This window comes from Mycobacteroides chelonae, assembly GCF_016767715.1.
Taxonomy (GTDB): domain Bacteria; phylum Actinomycetota; class Actinomycetes; order Mycobacteriales; family Mycobacteriaceae; genus Mycobacterium; species Mycobacterium gwanakae.
In genome coordinates this window covers 1,348,229-1,365,054 of record NZ_CP050145.1, presented here as the reverse complement: position 1 = coordinate 1,365,054, position 16,826 = coordinate 1,348,229, and the positions used below count along the sequence as shown (strand labels likewise).

The 16,826-nt window shown below is 65.8% G+C and carries 17 protein-coding genes; 3 read left to right on the top strand and 14 right to left on the bottom strand.

The features are described 5' to 3' along the window. Positions 1-3: 3 nt before the first annotated feature. Together HBA99_RS06805 and folP are read right to left on the bottom strand one after the other, a co-directional pair. Positions 4-939, bottom strand: a complete 936-nt coding sequence (locus tag HBA99_RS06805; protein WP_070922612.1) for a glucosyl-3-phosphoglycerate synthase — start codon at positions 937-939, stop codon at positions 4-6. Further along, positions 936-1,811, bottom strand: a complete 876-nt coding sequence (gene folP / locus HBA99_RS06800; protein ID WP_109418616.1) for a dihydropteroate synthase — start codon at positions 1,809-1,811, stop codon at positions 936-938. The genes HBA99_RS06805 and folP overlap by 4 nt, the downstream gene beginning before the upstream one ends. A gap of 132 nt (positions 1,812-1,943) precedes the next feature. Here folP and HBA99_RS06795 point away from each other — a divergent pair, with 132 nt between their 5' ends. Next, positions 1,944-2,924 (top strand): NAD-dependent epimerase/dehydratase family protein, encoded by a 981-nt coding sequence (locus tag HBA99_RS06795; protein ID WP_070951351.1) that lies wholly within the window; start codon positions 1,944-1,946, stop codon positions 2,922-2,924. Here the strand turns inward: HBA99_RS06795 and HBA99_RS06790 are convergent. The 5 genes from HBA99_RS06790 to HBA99_RS06770 all read right to left on the bottom strand — a co-directional run bounded on the left by HBA99_RS06790 (position 2,921) and on the right by HBA99_RS06770 (position 7,407). Beyond that, on the bottom strand, positions 2,921-3,250 hold the full coding sequence (locus HBA99_RS06790; protein ID WP_030094790.1) for an HNH endonuclease: 330 nt from the start codon (positions 3,248-3,250) through the stop codon (positions 2,921-2,923). The two genes, HBA99_RS06795 and HBA99_RS06790, sit on opposite strands and share 4 nt — an antisense overlap. Before the next feature lie 25 nt (positions 3,251-3,275). Beyond that, positions 3,276-5,066 carry a long-chain-acyl-CoA synthetase FadD6 gene (gene fadD6, locus HBA99_RS06785; RefSeq protein ID WP_030094789.1) on the bottom strand — a complete coding sequence of 597 codons (1,791 nt, stop codon included), beginning with the start codon at positions 5,064-5,066 and terminating at the stop codon, positions 3,276-3,278. Between the two features lie 71 nt (positions 5,067-5,137). Next, positions 5,138-5,680 carry an LOG family protein gene (locus HBA99_RS06780; protein ID WP_070916471.1) on the bottom strand — a complete coding sequence of 181 codons (543 nt, stop codon included), beginning with the start codon at positions 5,678-5,680 and terminating at the stop codon, positions 5,138-5,140. Beyond that, entirely contained in the window at positions 5,677-6,432 is a 756-nt protein-coding gene (locus tag HBA99_RS06775) for an LOG family protein (RefSeq protein ID WP_070916472.1), read from the bottom strand. The genes HBA99_RS06780 and HBA99_RS06775 overlap by 4 nt, the downstream gene beginning before the upstream one ends. A gap of 27 nt (positions 6,433-6,459) precedes the next feature. Then, positions 6,460-7,407, bottom strand: a complete 948-nt coding sequence (locus HBA99_RS06770) for a TIGR03564 family F420-dependent LLM class oxidoreductase (RefSeq protein ID WP_081347588.1) — start codon at positions 7,405-7,407, stop codon at positions 6,460-6,462. 93 nt (positions 7,408-7,500) lie between these two features. Here HBA99_RS06770 and HBA99_RS06765 point away from each other — a divergent pair, with 93 nt between their 5' ends. Next, the gene (locus HBA99_RS06765; RefSeq protein WP_070951352.1) at positions 7,501-8,241 is read left to right on the top strand and encodes an AraC family transcriptional regulator; all 741 of its coding nucleotides are present in this window, start codon (positions 7,501-7,503) and stop codon (positions 8,239-8,241) included. Here the strand turns inward: HBA99_RS06765 and dapE are convergent. Continuing rightward, complete coding sequence (gene dapE / locus HBA99_RS06760) at positions 8,231-9,307, bottom strand: succinyl-diaminopimelate desuccinylase (protein ID WP_030094784.1); 1,077 nt, start codon at positions 9,305-9,307, stop codon at positions 8,231-8,233. The two genes, HBA99_RS06765 and dapE, sit on opposite strands and share 11 nt — an antisense overlap. A gap of 23 nt (positions 9,308-9,330) precedes the next feature. On the opposite strand from dapE, the gene dapD reads away from it, so the two are divergent. After that, positions 9,331-10,278 (top strand): 2,3,4,5-tetrahydropyridine-2,6-dicarboxylate N-succinyltransferase, encoded by a 948-nt coding sequence (dapD, locus tag HBA99_RS06755; protein WP_070951353.1) that lies wholly within the window; start codon positions 9,331-9,333, stop codon positions 10,276-10,278. Here the strand turns inward: dapD and HBA99_RS06750 are convergent. The 6 genes from HBA99_RS06750 to fdxA form a co-directional block, all read right to left on the bottom strand. Further along, positions 10,275-10,841 (bottom strand): DinB family protein, encoded by a 567-nt coding sequence (locus tag HBA99_RS06750; protein ID WP_070920315.1) that lies wholly within the window; start codon positions 10,839-10,841, stop codon positions 10,275-10,277. The genes dapD and HBA99_RS06750 overlap by 4 nt on opposite strands. Next, on the bottom strand, positions 10,832-12,229 hold the full coding sequence (locus tag HBA99_RS06745) for an acyl-CoA synthetase (RefSeq protein WP_070951354.1): 1,398 nt from the start codon (positions 12,227-12,229) through the stop codon (positions 10,832-10,834). Before HBA99_RS06745 ends, HBA99_RS06750 begins: the two co-directional genes overlap by 10 nt. Positions 12,230-12,276: 47 nt before the next feature. Beyond that, complete coding sequence (locus tag HBA99_RS06740; protein ID WP_030094780.1) at positions 12,277-13,242, bottom strand: proline dehydrogenase family protein; 966 nt, start codon at positions 13,240-13,242, stop codon at positions 12,277-12,279. Continuing rightward, the gene (gene pruA / locus HBA99_RS06735) at positions 13,235-14,869 is read right to left on the bottom strand and encodes an L-glutamate gamma-semialdehyde dehydrogenase (RefSeq protein ID WP_057963876.1); all 1,635 of its coding nucleotides are present in this window, start codon (positions 14,867-14,869) and stop codon (positions 13,235-13,237) included. Before pruA ends, HBA99_RS06740 begins: the two co-directional genes overlap by 8 nt. Before the next feature lie 120 nt (positions 14,870-14,989). Next, a complete protein-coding gene (dapC, locus tag HBA99_RS06730) occupies positions 14,990-16,084 on the bottom strand; it encodes a succinyldiaminopimelate transaminase (RefSeq protein ID WP_081347378.1) in 1,095 nt (364 codons plus the stop codon). A 20-nt stretch (positions 16,085-16,104) separates the two neighbouring features. Further along, positions 16,105-16,431 carry a ferredoxin gene (fdxA, locus tag HBA99_RS06725; protein WP_030094777.1) on the bottom strand — a complete coding sequence of 109 codons (327 nt, stop codon included), beginning with the start codon at positions 16,429-16,431 and terminating at the stop codon, positions 16,105-16,107. Positions 16,432-16,826: the final 395 nt, after the last annotated feature.

The following is a 16,826-nucleotide window of genomic DNA, read 5'->3' as shown; positions in this document are numbered from 1 at the left end:
GGCTCAGCGCAGGGTGTTCATCGGCGGGCGGTCCTCCAGCGACACCGTGGAGCTGCGCGGGGTGAACCCGTCACCGTCGGCGAAGAACTGGGTGATGCCCACCCCTGAGTCGGGAATCCCGCACCGCGACAGCATGCTGGCCATCACCTGACGGCTCATCACACCGAGTTCGACCAGCGGCCGGTTGCGATGGCTGCGCACACCCAGGTTCACCTGGGCGATGGCATTGAGTCCGAGTCGGTCGTACGTGTCGATCAGTAGGCCGATCTCGACGCCGTATCCGGGTGCGAAGGGCACCGAGGACAGCAGCTCCCGGGTGCCGGCGTACTCACCGCCCAGCGGCTGCACCACACAGCTCAGTTCGGGCCGGAGAGCGGCAAGCATGGGTCGGGCCACCAGTTCGGTCACCCGCCCACCACCGTTGGCATCCTCGGACCCGCTGACCTTGAGCGGACGCCGATAGAAGCCCTTGACCAGATGCACACCCTGACCCAACAACAGCGGGCCGAGCAGGTGCGGCACGAACATCGGATCGGGGTCGATCAGATCGGAGTCGACGAAGGCGATCACGTCGCCGGTGGTCGCGGCCACCGACCGCCACAGCACTTCACCCTTGCCCGGGTTGGGCGGCACCTCAGGCAGCGCCTGTTCACGGCTGACCACGCGCGCACCCGCGGCCACGGCCCTGATCGCGGTGTCATCAGTGGAGCCCGAGTCGAGCACGATCAACTCGTCCACCAGACCGCCCAGCAGCGGGCTGATGGTGTCGACGACCGCGGCGACCGTCTCCTGCTCATTGAGCGCGGGCAAGACCACCGAAACGGTGCGGCCCTTCTTCGCGGCGATGAGCTGCTCGACTGTCCAATCGGGCCGGTTCCAACTGTGCGTTTCCAGCCAGCTCGGATCGATACCAACTACTCCGTCTAGTTGATGGGTCATGCCAACCCCCTCACTGTTCGCGCCGGTGGGCGGGTTCCGACGATGGAGCCCACCATTTCCAGCGTGCGGCGTGTGGGCCCGACTTCGTGCACCCGGAACATGCGGGCACCGGCCGCCGCCGCCAGGGCGGTAGCGGCGAGAGTGCCTTCGAGTCGTTCCGTCAGTCCCACACCAAGAGTCTCCCCGATGAAATCCTTGTTGCTCAATGCCATCAGCACCGGCCACCCGGTATTAACGAGATCGTTTACGTGGCGCAACAAAGCGAGCCCGTGGAAGGTGTTTTTGCCGAAGTCATGCGTCGGATCGATCAGAATCGAGTCCTTCGATACCCCGAGAGCCACCGCGCGTTCGGCGGCCGCAGTCACCTCGGCGATGACGGCTTGGACGACACCGTCCACCTCGGTCCCGTAGTTCACCCGATAGGGCCGGGTGCGCGGCACCGCGCCACCGGTATGTGAGCAAACCAGTCCGGCGCCATGGGCGGCAGCCACTGCGGGTAGCTCCGGGTCGGTGCCGGCCCAGGTGTCGTTGATGAGGTCGGCGCCTGCCGCGCAGGCCTTCTCCGCGACCTCGGTGCGCCAGGTGTCGATGCTGATCAGCAGGTCAGGATGGGCACCGCGCACCCATTCGATGAAGGGCACCACCCGCGCGATCTCGGCCTCGGCGTCGACGGTCTCGCCCGGGCCGGCCTTGACGCCACCGATGTCCACCACATCGGCGCCGTCGGCCACCGCTTTGTGCACCGCAAGCTGGGCGGCCTCGTCGGTGAAGGTGGCACCCCGGTCGTAGAAGGAGTCCGGCGTGCGGTTGACGATCGCCATGATGAGGGCACGATCGGTACGGACGGGCCGTCCGCAAAACGTCTCATGCACGCCCTCATTGTGCAGGCCAGGGCCCCTGCAGCTGCACCGAGTGGGAAACGTGGGCGAGATTTCCCCCGGTTTCCCGCCCGCGTTTCACACTCGGGGAGCGAAATGACTTGCGGGCCTGAGCAGTATGGGCACATGGGCGGAAAGCGATTCCTGGTCACCGGATCCTCGGGCCATCTCGGGGAGGCCCTGGTCCGCACCCTGCGCCGGGGCGGGACCGATGTCGTCGGCATCGACATCGAGGCCGGACCGGCCACGGATATCGTCGGGTCGATCGCCGACCGCGCGGTTGTCACCGAGGCGATGGCCGGGGTGACGTCGGTGCTGCACACCGCAACCCTGCACAAACCGCATGTGGGTTCGCATGCGCGGGCCGACTTCGTCGAGACCAACATCGAGGGCACACTCGCGCTCCTGGAAGAGTCCGTCACCGCGGGCGTGGCCGGATTCGTCTACACGAGCACCACCAGCGCATTCGGACACGCGCTGGTAGGCACCCAGGAGGCCGCCTGGATCACCGAGGAGGTGGCGCCGGTGCCCAAGAACATCTATGGCGCCACCAAGACCGCCGCGGAAGATATCGCGCATGTGGTGCATCAGGGCTGCGGGTTGCCGATCATCGTGCTGCGCACCTCCCGATTCTTCCCCGAGCAGGACGACAATGATGCGGTCCGGGCCCGCTACTCCGATGCGAATGTGAAGGCCAACGAATACCTCTATCGCCGGGTGGATCTGGCCGATGTCGTCGAGGCACACCTGCTGGCGGCCGAACGCGCGGCCGACATCGGCTGGGCCAAATACGTGGTCTCGGCGACCACGCCGTTCTCCCGCGCCGATATCGCGCAGCTGCGCACCGATGCACCGGGCGTGGTGGCTCGACACTTCCCCGAGCAGCCCAATCTGTACGCGGCGCACGGATGGACGATGTTCCCGACGATCGACCGGGTCTACGTCAACACCAGGGCCCGCACCGAACTAGGCTGGACACCACGCTACGACTATCGCCACATCCTCGATTGCCTTGCCGCAGAGCAGGATTTCCGCAGTCCGCTGGCCCGCGAGATCGGCGCCAAGGGCTACCACGCTGAACCCACCGGTGTGTACACCGCGGGCTAGCCCGCTGCTGAGATCTCCACGTAGCGACGCAGGAAGGCGGTCTCGTCGAGCCGCTTGCGCCGCATCCAGCTGGTCACCTCCGCATTGCATTTACTCGCATTGCAGGACGGGCAGGCGGGCACCACGTTGGACAGCGTGTACCGGCCACCACGGGAGATCGCCTGGACACAGTCGCGTTGCAACGCTGTTCCGGTCGCGCCGCAATAGGCGCAGCCACCCCAGGCTTCCACGAGTGTCAGCCACTGCGCGTCGGTGAGGTCGTTGTCGGCAAGCTTCACCAGGCGTTGACGGCGCCGCGAGGCACGCACCCGTCGACTGACTCCCACGGTGGAACAGTAACCCGCCGAAGGGCTATGCCTTGGGACGCTGGCCGCCCGCGACCTCGCCTGCGTATTCCGGATAGAACGGCACATAACCCTCGCCGCGACCGGCGAGCACGTACAGCGGATCGGTCACGGCCTCCCCGTACGCCTGTTCACGCAGCTCCACCTTGCGACTCTTGAAGGTGGTGGTGTGCTCCAGGGTGTCCACGATCCTTACGAAAAGCGGCAGCGCGTAGGCGGGAAGGTACTGATACACGATGTCGCTCAATGCCTTTGGATCGAACTCGGCGCCGTCGTGCAGCTTGATGGCGGCCATACCGGCGCGGCCGTCGGTACCCGGTACCTCGACGCCGAAGACCGTGGCCTCTTCGATGGCGTCGGCGTGGTGGAGTGCGCCTTCCACCTCGGTGGTCGCGACATTCTCGCCCTTCCACCGGAAGGTATCGCCGAGTCGGTCACCGAAGGCCGCGTGTCCCCAGCCCAGGTTGCGCATCAGATCGCCTGTGTTGAACCAGGTGTCGCCCTTCTTGAAGGCGTCACGCACCAGCTTCTTCTCCGAGGCCGTCGGATCGGTGTACCCGTCGAACGGCGCCAGGCTGGTGACCTTGCTGATCAGCAGACCCGCCTCGCCCGCTCCGACCTTCGTCAGGTGCCCCTTCGAGTTGCGGAGCGGTTCTCCGGTCTCGATGTCGTATTTGACGTAGGCGATGGGCATCGGGCAGATACCGACGGTGCGGTCGATGTTGAGCGCGTTGACGAACGCGGTGTTGGACTCGCTGGCCGAGTAGAACTCGCAGACCCGCTTGATGCCGAAACGGTGGGTGAACTCGCCCCACAGCTCGGGCCGCAGCCCGTTACCGATGATGACGCGCACCTTGTGCTGGCGATCGGTGGGCTTGGGCGGCTGGTTGAGCAGGTAACGGCACAGCTCACCGATGTAGATGAAAGCGGTTGCGCGGCTGGCGATGACCTCGTCCCAGAAGCGCGACACCGAGAACGACTTGCCGATCGCCAGCGTGGCGCCGGCGTTGATGGTGGTCGATACGGCGAGGGTCAGCGCGTTGTTGTGGTACAGCGGCAGACAGCTGTACAGCACATCGCTGGGACGCAGCCGCAGTGCCATGTCGCCGACTCCGGACATGCCGCGCAGCCACCGATAGTGCGTCATCACACTGGCTTTGGGCAGGCCGGTGGTTCCGGAGGTGAAGATGTAGAACGCCCGGTCCTTGGTCATCACCGCGTCGGTGGCGGCGGGATTGGTGGTGGGCGCGAGTACCGAGGCCCGGTCCAGTTCGTCGCCGGTGAGCAGGGAGATGACGTTGGCGCCGGATTCGTTGATCGGTTCGACGAAGTCGGCCTCGCTGATCAGCAGTTTGGAGTCGAGCAGTCCGATGCTGTGCGCCAGCACGTGTCCGCGCTGGTTGTAGTTGAGCATTCCGGCGATGGCACCGAGCTTCACGGTGGCGAGCATCAGCAGGACGGTCTGCGGCGAGTTGCGCAGCATGATGCCGACGACGTCACCGCGACCCACACCGTGCGAGGCCAGCGTGGCGGCGTACCGGTTGGCGGTGGCGTTCGCCTGCGCGTAGGTGATGTCGGTGCCCTCGAACCGCAGGAAGACGCGGTCGGCGTGCTTGGCGGCGCGCTCGGCGAAGAGCGCCCCGATCGACCAACGGCCCTTGGGGTTGGACTTGATACCGCTGATGATGCCGCGCGCCAGAATCGGCAGGTCCCAGGCCATGCCCGGCAGCTGCGCCAATACCTCGGTCAGGTGAACCCGATCACGGGGATTCGACGGAATGGCGCTGCTTGCGGACATCTAGTTCTCCCTGTTCCTTACCGCCCAGTAGGCAATGGCTCACCGCATTGTTGACGAACGACCCAGCCCCGTCAATCCGTTGGCTTGCATGCGTCGAGGGCAGCGGCGATATCGGTGTGCACCAGTAGTCTGTCCCGCGCGTGTGCGGCCACGTAGCCCTTGTCCTGGAGTTCATCGAGCCAGCGCAGCAGTCCGGTGTAGTGACCGTCGGGGTCCAGCAACACCACCGGCTTCTCATGTAGCCCCAGATAGCCGGCGGTCCAGGTCTCGAAAACCTCTTCCAGCGTGCCGATCCCGCCAGGCAGGGTGATGAAGGCGTCGGATCGGTCCTCCATGATCTGCTTGCGCTCGCGCATGGTGGTGGTGACGACGAGCTCATCGGCGTCGGTATCGGCGACCTCTCGATGTACGAGTGTCTTGGGGATGACCCCGATGGTGCGTCCTCCGGCAGCGCGCGCCGCCTGCGCCACGGCGCCCATGGCCGAGACGTTGCCGCCCCCGGAGACCAGCGTCCAGCCGCGTTCGGCGATGGCGGTGCCCAGACGAGTGGCTAGATCCAGCAGTTCCGGGTGGCGGGGCCCCGACGCGCAATACACACAGACCGACAAACTCATCGGTGACTCCCCTTCCCGTTGACCGCCTCGGCCTGCACGATGGCCGCCACCGCTTCGTCGATGCTGTCGGTGACCGAGAGCAGCGCGATGTCCTGCTCACCGATCTTGCCCGCGGGCAGCATCGTCCCGCGGATCCAGTCGAGCAGGCCCGACCAGTACTCGGTGCCCAGCAGGATGATCGGGAACCGCGTGACCTTGCGGGTCTGCACCAGGGTGAGCGCCTCGAAGAGTTCGTCGAGGGTGCCGAATCCACCGGGCAGACACACGAAGGCCTGTGCGTACTTGACGAACATGGTCTTGCGGACGAAGAAGTAGCGGAAGTTGATGCCCAGGTCCACCCATTCGTTGAGGCCCTGCTCGAACGGCAGCTCGATACCCAGGCCCACCGAGTAACCGCCCGATTCGCTCGCACCACGGTTCGCGGCCTCCATGGCGCCCGGTCCGCCGCCAGTGATGACGGCATACCCCGCCTTGACCAGGGCCACACCCAGCTCCTGCCCGAGCCGATATTCGGGTGAGTCCTGCTTCGTTCTGGCCGAGCCGAAAACCGTTACCGCTTTGGGGGTTTCCGCAAGCGCATCGAAGCCCTCCACGAACTCGCCCTGAATGCGCAGCACGCGCCACGGATCGGTGTGCGTCCAGGTGGTGGTGTCGCGGATGTCCAGCAGACGTTGGTCGGCGGTGGTGTTCTCACATCGATCACGACGCAGCTGAACCGGTCCGTGCAGTTGAGGTTCGGTACTTTCTGGCACGCCGCCAGCCTAGGGGCAGCGGGCAAATCAATTCCCGCGGGACAGCTCACCCAGTAGCGCCAGCGTGCGGGCCTCGTCTTCCGGTCCGCCCAACTCGGTGTGGCTTGCGAACACTTCGGTGGCTCCCGCATCGAAGTATCGCCGCAGCTCGCTAGCCACATGCTCCTCGTCGCCGATGATCGCCAGCTCCCCGGTGTGCTGAACCCCCTCGGCGTCAAGCACTTTCCGATATGACGGGATGTTCTCGTAGAACGCCATGTCTTCGATGGCAAGCGCCCGGACCCGTGCCGGATCGGAGGTGACCACGACGGCGACACCGGCGATGACACGCGGGCGTGGCCGCCCGGCCTGCTCGGCGGCCGCATCGATGACGGGAACGATCTCCCGGCTGAGCGCTCGCGGTCCGGCGTGCAGCGGAATCGTGCCGTCGGCCAGCTCGCCGGTGGCCCGCAGCGCCTGTGGGGCCATGGCCGCGACCAACACGGGGATGTTCTCGCCGCCTGGCTGCGCGGTGGTGAATTTCGGTGCGACCGTGAGGGTCTCGCCGTGAAAGTCGGCGGTTCCGGTGTCGAGCAGCTGCCGGAGAGTGGTGAGGTATTCGCGTAGGCGGCGTATCGGCTTGTCCACGTGCAGGCCATAGCTCGGGCCCTCGATCACCGGCGCGCCGAGCCCCAGCCCGAGCTGAAATCTCCCGTGGCTTGCGGCCTGGGCGGTCTGTGCGGCCGCCGATACCTCGATGGGGTGACGCGGATTGATGGGGATCACCGAAACCCCCACAGCGCTCAGCTTTTCCGGAGGGATCGCCTGCCCGATCACCGCGGCCACGGTGATCGCGTCATAGTGATACATCTGCCCCAGCCACAGCGTCCCGACGCCGGCATCGGTGACTTTGCGCCCGTGGGCGATGAACGCATCGACCAGGTTGGTGCCGGTCTGGACGCTGAGGGGTCGGCCGATCGCCACTCCGAGTTTCACGTCTCGGCCAACCCCGCGCGTTCAGGTGGCTATTCCCCGCAGAATCAGCGCGATAATTTCCCACGCAGCCGACTTCCGATAAAATCGCGTCTTGTGTTGATTAGCCGCCACCTCACCGGAGTGATGTCGTTGAGCGGTGGGCAACGCATCGACCGCCACTGGCACGAGGTGCATCAGATCGTGTATCCCGCCTCCGGTGTCATCGCGGTGACGACGGACGACGGCACCTGGATCGCACCCCCGAATCGCGCGCTGTGGATACCTGCCGGCGCTGGTCACGAACATCGCTTTTACGGCCCCACCGAGTTTCATTCCGTGGCCTTCGATCCGGAGAAGTACCTGGTGGAGCTGAAAGCTCCGACCGTCATCGCGGTGTCCCCGCTGCTACGGGAGCTGATCATCACGTGTTCGGTTCCCGGTGACCTGCCCCGGGATGAGGTCACGCGGCTGGAGGTCGTACTCATCGACCAGCTGCGGCGCAGTCCGGAGCAGGCGCTGAAGTTGCCCATCCCGCGTGATCAGCGGTTGGCCGAGGCGTGTGCGCTGGTGGATGACGACCTGACACAGGTGTGGACCGTGGCCGAACTGGGGCGGCGGGTAGGTGCCAGTGAGCGCACGCTGACCCGGTTGTTCCGCACCGACATGGGTATGACGTACCCGCAGTGGCGCACGCAGATCCGTCTTCATCACGCGTTGCGACTGCTCGCGGAGGGGCGGCCCGTCACCTATGTGGCGCATCAGTGTGGTTGGGCCACACCGAGTGCGTTCATCGACGTGTACCGGCGCATCCTCGGTCAGACACCGGGAACCTACGCCGCACCCGTCACGCGCTGAGGTAGCGCCGCAGTACCGCGGCCACGTCGGTGATCTGCTGTACCGGAACGTGTTCGCCGCGGGTATGCGCCAGATTGGGGTCACCCGGCCCGTAGTTGACCGCGGCGATCCCTCGCGCCGCGAACCGGGACACATCGGTCCAGCCGTACTTCGCGCGCACCACTCCCCCAGCCGCGCCGATCAATTCGGCGGCGGCCGGGCGGTCCAGGCCGGGCAGTGCCCCGGCCGCAGCGTCGGTCAGTTCGATGTCGACGTCGAGTCCGTCGAAGACCTCCCGCACGTGGACGAGCGCCTGTTCGGGGCTGCGGTCGGGGGCGAACCGGAAATTGACGGTGACGGCGGCCGCGTCCGGGATGACGTTCCCGGCAACTCCGCCGTCGATCCGCACCGCGGACAGCCCCTCCCGATATTCGCAGCCGTCGATGTCGACGATGCGCGCCCGATATGCGGCGAGCCGGTCCAGGACGGCGCCGAGCTTGTGAATGGCGTTGTCCCCCAGCCAGGATCGCGCCGAATGTGCGCGGGTACCGGCGGCCCGGATCACCACGCGCAGGGTGCCCTGGCAACCTGCCTCGATGAGACCGGCGGTGGGTTCGCCGAGGATGGCAAGGTCGGCGTCGAGCCACTCGGGTAGTTCGCGTTCGATACGGCCCAGCCCGTTGGCCGAGGACTCGATCTCCTCGCAGTCGTAGAACACCAGTGTCAGGTCGACACGGGGTGTCACGGTGGCGGCCAGGTGCAGGAAGACCGCATCACCGGATTTCATGTCCACGGTGCCGCACCCGAACAAGATGTCGCCGTCCTCGTTCCGTTCCCAGTGGCTCGGCACGTTGTCGGCGGCCGGCACGGTGTCGAGGTGCCCGGCGAGCATCACCCGGGTGTTGTGACCGTAATCGGTGCGGGCCAGCACCGCGTTGCCGTTGCGTATGACCTCGAATCCGGTCGTCTGTTCCCGCAGGGCAACCTCGACGATGTCAGCGATCTGAGCTTCGTGCCGGGACTCACTGGGGATGTCTACCAGGGCAGCCGTCAGGGCTATCGGGTCACCAGCGAGTTCGAGCGCCACCGATTCAGGCTAGCGTGTACCCCGTGAGCGGAGCAGTAGCACTTGGCCTGGCGACCATCGCGGCGGACGGATCGGTACTGGATACCTGGTTCCCGGCGCCCGAGTTGACCGACGCACCCGGCACTCCGGGTACCGAGCGAATCGACGCAGCAGACGCGCCCGCAGAACTGGCAGCGCTGGCCGGGCCCGATGCCGACCGTGGCGTCGAGAAGGTGTTGGTACGTACCACCATTGGCTCGCTCGCCGATAAGCCCGCCGACGCCTATGACGCCTACCTGCGCCTGCATCTGTTGTCGCACCGGCTGGTCCCACCGCACGGTGCCAGCATGGACGGGTTGTTCGGTGTGCTCACCAACGTGGTGTGGACGAACTTCGGCCCGTGCGCCGTCGAGGGTTTCGAGACGGTGCGCGCGAAGCTGCGTGCGCGCGGTGTGGTGACCGTGTTCGGCATCGACAAGTTCCCGCGCATGGTCGACTACGTGGTGCCCACCGGAGTGCGTATCGCCGATGCTGACCGGGTGCGGCTGGGTGCGCACCTGGCCCCCGGGACGACCGTCATGCACGAAGGATTTGTGAACTTCAACGCGGGCACTCTGGGCGCGTCGATGGTGGAGGGCCGCATCTCGGCCGGTGTCGTCGTAGGTGACGGATCCGATGTCGGTGGCGGCGCATCAATCATGGGCACCCTGTCCGGCGGCGGCAGCCAGGTGATCTCTGTGGGCCAGCGCTCGCTGCTGGGCGCCAACTCTGGCGTGGGCATCAGCCTGGGCGACGACTGCATCGTCGAGGCCGGGCTCTATGTCACCGCCGGCACCAAGGTTGCCACCCCCGACGGTAAGACCATCAAGGCACTGGAATTGTCCGGCACCAACAATCTGCTGTTCCGGCGCAACTCGCAGACCGGTGCGGTTGAGGTGGTGTCGCGTGATGGCGGCGCGTTCGAGCTGAACGCGGCGCTGCACGCCAACTAGTTCCGGCGCCGGCCGTACAGATCGCGCAACAGCGCGATCTCCGCGCCGTGGTGCAGCAATTCGCGATTGATGTGCAGTGCCAGTGTCAGAAACGGCTTGTCGGCCCATGGGCCTTCGGCCGGACCGACCGGTAGTGCCATTGCCCCGTCGTCTTTGCCGCGCACGCCGTCGAGCCATGCGGCATACAAGACATCAAGGCGCTGCAGGGCGTCGGCCGCGGTGACCGGGTAGTCGTAGGTCAGGTAATCGATGGCCGGTCCGGCCCAGCTCTCGGGGAAATGACTGGTGATACGCGCCCCGAGTACGCCCACGAGAATATGGCCGAGCCGCCAGGCGATGGTGGTGACCGGCGCGGGTTCGGGGGGTGGAGCGGCGAATTCGATCACATAGTCGCCTGATCCACCCTGCAGCGGAGTCGTCGCGGTGCCGCGTGGCCGCAGACTCCAGCAGCCCTGCACCGGTTCCCAGAAGTATTCGTCGTCGGTGAGCCCGTCGAAGCGGGGACGCAGCTGGGAGGTCCAGTGCCAGTTGATCTGATCGACGATCTCCGCGGTCACGTCCAAGTGATCAGCTCCTTTTTCAGGACCTTCCCCATGGCATTCCGGGGTAGCGCGTCCACCCGACGGACCTCGCGGGGACGCTTGTGCACCGAGAGTTGTTGTGCCACGAAGCCAATGACGTCGTCCTCCACCACATCACCGACAACGTAGGCGACGATGCGTTGCCCTAGGTCGTCATCGGGTACTCCCACCACCGCGACCTCCACGATCCCGGGATGACCCAGGAGCACGGTTTCGATTTCACCGGCACCTATGCGGTAGCCACCCGATTTGATCAGGTCAACCGATTCGCGTCCGACGATCCGGTGCATTCCGTCGGCGTCGACGACGGCGACGTCCCCGGTGCGATACCAGCCGTCTTCGGTGAGCACCTCGGCGGTCTTTTCTGGCAGGTTGAGATAGCCGCTGAACAGCGTAGGGCCCTGAACCTGCAGCTGGCCAACGGTTTCCCCGTCATCTGGGGCCGCGCCGCCATCCTCGGCCAGCAGACGGGTCTGCACCCCCGTCAAGGGGTGACCCACCCAGCCTGCGCGCCGCTCTCCGTCGGCACGCGTCGATAGCGTGATGACAGTCTCAGTGGCGCCGTAGCGCTCGATCGGGGCATGTCCGGTGAGCGCGCGCAGCTGGTCAAAAACGGGCACCGGCAGTGGGGCACTCCCCGACACCAGTAGCCGCGCCGAAGACAGTGCACGAGCGCAGGATTGGTCGGCCGCCACCCGCGACCAGACCGTGGGCACACCGAAGTACAACGTGCCGGGAGTGGCGGCGTACGCCTCGGGTGTCGGCTTGACGGTGTGTACAAACCGATTTCCCACACGCAACGATCCGAGCAGGCCGAGTACCAGCCCGTGCACGTGGAACAGCGGAAGCCCATGTACCAGAACGTCGTCGGGTGTCCACGTCCACGCATCAGCCAGCCCGTCCAGGCTGGCGGCCAACGCGCGCCGACTCAGCTGTACGCCTTTCGGCGCACCGGTTGTCCCCGAGGTGTACACGATGAGCGCGGTCGACTCGGGGCGAGGTTCGGAGTATTGATGCCAGGAACGCGCGTGGCGGCGTACCGGCACGTGCGGCAATCCCTCTGGCTCGTCTGGTGTTTCACCCAGCCACGCGATGGCCCCGCTATCGGCCAGGATGTGGCGGCGTTCGGCCACCCCAACGTCTGCCGGCACCGGCACGATGGGGACTCCGGCGATGAGCCCGGCGATGACGGACAGCACCGTGTCGATGCTCGGACGAGCCAGCACCGCGATCGGACCCGAGGCGCCACCGATGCGTTCGGCTGCTGCCGTCGCCGCACCTACCAGGTCGGCGCGACCCCAGCTGTCCTCACCGATGCGAACCGCGTCCGCGAGATCGGGCGACTTGGGGTGAAGGGACGTCAGCAGCATGAGCCCAGCCTAGGACGCGACCCCTTTGCAGGGCCGCTGAGACATGCCTAGCCCCCGGAAAGCAGCGCGCGCAGGAAGAAGGTCATGTTGGCGGGACGCTCGGCGATGCGTCGCACAAAGTATCCGTACCACTCCTCGCCGAACGGCACGTACACCCGCATGTGGTGCCCCTCACCTGAGAGGCGGCGCTGTTCGGCATCGCGAATCCCGTACAGCATCTGGTATTCGTAATCGCCTGGTCCCCTGCCTGTCTCGCGCGCCATCAGGTTGGCCGCATCGATGATGGCTGGATCGTGTGAGGCCACCATCGGGTAGCCGTCACCCTCCATCAAGACGCGCAGGCAACGCAGGTACGCGACATCGACGTCCTCGGGGTCTCGATGCGCCACCGATTCGGGCTCGTCATAGGCCCCCTTGCACAATCGAATGCGCGAGCCCGGACCGGAGAGATCGACGCAATCGGCATACGTACGTTTCAGATAGGACTGCAGCACGGTACCCAGCCACGGGAAGTCGGTGCGCAGTTCACGCACGATACCCAGGGTCGAATCGGTAGTGGTGTGATCCTCGGCGTCGACGGTGACCCATACCCCGGCCTGATCGGCCTTGGCACACAACAGCTGCGCGTTTTCCAGGGCTATCTGCTCGCCACCATGCGGCAACGCCTGGCCCAGAGCGGAGAGTTTCAGGGAAATCTCCAGCGGACGCACACCGGTATGTACGGTGTCGCTGCGCTGCGCCAGAGCGTCCAGCAGCGAGAGGTACGCCGACACCGTACGGGTGGCCTGCTCGATATCGGTGGTGTCCTCGCCCAGGTAGTCAATCGAGATGAACCGCCCCGAGTCCAGCAGTGCGGTACCCGCCGCAAGAACATCGTCCTCGGATTCACCGGGGACGAAACGGCGCACTACCTGGCGCGTCAACGGCATGCGCTCGGCGGCGTGCCGAAGCCGCGCAGACCTACTGGCCGCCAGGATGGCGGGTCTGGCTGTTTTGCCGAACCACTCAGCCATCCTCACGCTCCATGTGGGGGTATTCGTATTCGGTTGGGGCGTCGAATGTTTCCTTGATGGATCGCGGCAGCAGCCAGCGCTGCAGATTCAGCGGCGACCCGGCCTTGTCGTTGGTACCCGATGCCCTGCCACCACCGAAGGGCTGCTGGCCGACGACAGCGCCGGTGGGCTTGTCGTTGATGTAGAAGTTGCCCGCGGCGAAGCGAAGCCGGTCACTGGCCGCCTGGACGGCTTGGCGGTCGTCGGCGATGACAGCGCCGGTGAGCGCGTATCGGGAACCGGTATCGACGATGTCGAGGATGCGCTCGTAGTCGTCGTCGGGGTAGACGTGCACCGCCAGGATCGGGCCGAAGTACTCGGTGGAAAACGCCTCGTCGGTCGGGTCGTCCGAGAGCAACACCGTGGGGCGAATGAAATATCCTTCGCTGTCGTCGTATTCGCCTCCCGCCGCGATCGTCACCCCGGCACTCTTGGCACGATCGATGGCGGCGGCGTTGCGCTTGAACGACTTCTCGTCGATGACGGCACCGCCGAAGTTGGCGAGGTCGGTGACGTCCCCGTAGGTCAACGCGGACGTGGCATCGAGGAACTCATCGCCCATCTGATCCCACACCGAGCGGGCCACGAAGGCGCGAGAGGCCGCCGAACATTTCTGCCCCTGGTAGTCGAACGCACCACGAATAAGTGCGGTACGCAACACGTCTGGACGCGCTGAGGTGTGCGCGACGACGAAGTCCTTGCCGCCTGTCTCCCCGACAAGCCGCGGGTAGGTGTCATACCTGTCGATGTTGGTCCCGACCTCACGCCACAGGTGCTGGAATGTCCGGGTGGAGCCGGTGAAATGGATACCCGCCAGACGCGGGTCGGCGAGCGTCACATCCGATACCGCGATGCCGTCCCCGTTGAGCAGGTTGATGACACCGGGCGGCAATCCGGCGGCTTCGAGGAGCTCCAGGGTGAAGTGCGCGGCGAAGGCCTGGGTAACGGACGGCTTCCACACCACCGTATTACCCAAAAGTGCTGGGGCCGTTGGAAGATTCCCGGCGATGGCGGTGAAGTTGAAGGGGGTGATGGCGTAGACGAAGCCCTCGAGGGGGCGGTATTCCATCCGGTTCCACGCGCCGCCGCCGCTGCTGGGCTGTTCCGCGAGGATATGCCGGGCGAATTGCACGTTGAACCGCCAGAAGTCGGCCAGCTCGCAGGCCGAATCGATCTCAGCCTGATACGCGGTTTTCGACTGGCCCAGCATGGTGGCGGCATTCAGGGTGGCCCGCCACGGACCTGACAGCAGATCGGCGGCTCGCAGGAAGACGGCCGCCCTGTCATCGAATGACAGTGCCGCCCAATCATTCTTCGCGGCGACCGCGGCCTCGACCGCGTCGCCGGCTTCGGCATGACCTGCGTTGGTGACGGTCCCCAGCACGGCACGGTGGTTGTGTGGCTGCACCACATCGATGCGTTCGCCCTCACTCATTCGGCGAACGCCACCAATCACATGCGGCAGATCGATGGGCGAGGCACTCAGCTCACCCAATGCTGTCGTCAATCGGTCGCGTTCGGGAGTGTTAGGGGCGTACGTGAGCACCGGCTCGTTGACGGGCGCCGGCACGTTGGTGATGGCATCCATGCACTAAGCATCGTCCTGTTCCCCCATGACTGTCGAGGAATCTGGACAATGCGCAACGAAACCTCAGGTAACACCGAAATCCGGCGGGACGTTACGTGTGGTAGTTCGGGTCTTCGACGGTCAGTCGGCCAGGCGCGCGATCGCGGCGTCGATCCGCTCATCGGTCGCGGTGAGGGCCACCCGCACATGTTCCTTGCCGCGGGGGCCATAGAACCGTCCGGGCGCCACCAGAATCCCACGCTGGGCCAGGTACGCCAGCGCGTCATCACAGGAGTCACCCCGCGTCGACCACAGATACAAGCCCGCCTCGGAGTGGTCGATCCGGAATCCGTTGCCGATCAACGCCTTCGAAAGCTTGTCGCGACGAATCTGGTAGCGGGCACGCTGATCGCGCTGATGCCCGTCCTCGTTCAGCGCCGCGGTCATCGCCGCCTGCACCGGTCCCGGCACCATCATCCCGGCGTGCTTGCGTACCGCGAGCAACTCACCGACCACCGATGGGTCGCCCAGCACGAATCCGGCCCGGTACCCCGCCAGCGATGAGGTCTTGGATAGCGAGTGCACGGCCAACAATCCGGTGGTATCGCCGTCGCAGACCCGTGGATCGAGAACCGACACCGGCTCGGCGTCCCACCCGAGCCCGAGGTAACACTCATCGGACACCACGAGGGCGCCGCGCTCACGAGCCCACTCGACAACCTTGCGCAGATGCTCCACCGGCAGCACCGCGCCGGTGGGATTGCTGGGCGAGTTGAGGTAGATCAGGGCGGGATGCTGCGGACCCAGCTGGGTCAGCGAGTCCGCGCGGACCGTGGGCACACCGGCAAGCCGGGCGCCCACTTCATAGGTGGGATACGCCAACTCGGGGATGACGATCAGGTCGTCGCTACCCAGCCCGAGCAGGGTCGGCAGCCACGCGATGAGTTCCTTGGTGCCGATGACCGGCAGCACGGCGTCGTCGGCAAGCGGCACCACGCCGTATCGCCGCGATACCGCGTCGCGGATTGCCTGGCGCAATGCCGGCGTGCCGGCGGTCGCCGGATATCCGGGAAGGTCGCTGGCCGCGGCCAATGCGTCGCGGATGACCGGGGCCACACTGTCCACCGGGGTACCGACGGAAAGGTCGACAATCCCTTCGGGGTGCGCCGCAGCGGTCGCCTTCGCACCGGCGATGGTGTCCCACGGAAACTCCGGAAGCCGGGACGAGACCCGCAGCCGGGACTCAGACGACAAGTTCAGTGTCCCTCACCCATGGGCGGAAGCTCCTTGACCGACGGCGGGTCGTAATCGGTCTTGCCTACCTTCGCGGCACCACCGGGCGAGCCCAAGTCTACGAAGAAGTCAGCGTTGCCCTGGATATAGCCGGTCCACTGATCCGGCACGTCGTCCTCATAGAAGATGGCCTCCACAGGGCACACCGGTTCGCAAGCACCGCAGTCGACACATTCGTCGGGGTGGATATAGAGCATGCGCCCACCCTCGTAGATGCAGTCGACGGGGCATTCCTCAATGCATGCCTTATCCATAACGTCGACGCACGGTTCCGCGATCGTGTAGGTCACGAAGGTTTCCTCATTTCCTGCGCTGATGTCCAGTTCATGCGTTGCGGCAAGTATCCCGGTCCATAGATGTGCCCCGCGACACAGGCTGACCTAACTCGCCAAGGCGATCTAGCCGTATCCGCCGGTTACAGGTACTTAGCTTAACGTTTAACTTGACTTGCCGCCAGCAGCCACGCTCAGCCCCCGGGCCACAGACGCGTGCCACGCGACATACCCCCACCGATCGCGCCCATCGGGCATGCGGCGTTCGGGTAGATCAAGGGCCTACGACGTAGTCCGTGCCGGCGCATACGCGACCCGGCCACCGGCGAGGCCTGTCATCCCCCAGATAACGACTTAACCTGGACAAACCCGTTCGCAAGCAACGTAATCCGCGTATTCGCCGGGGCCGATGC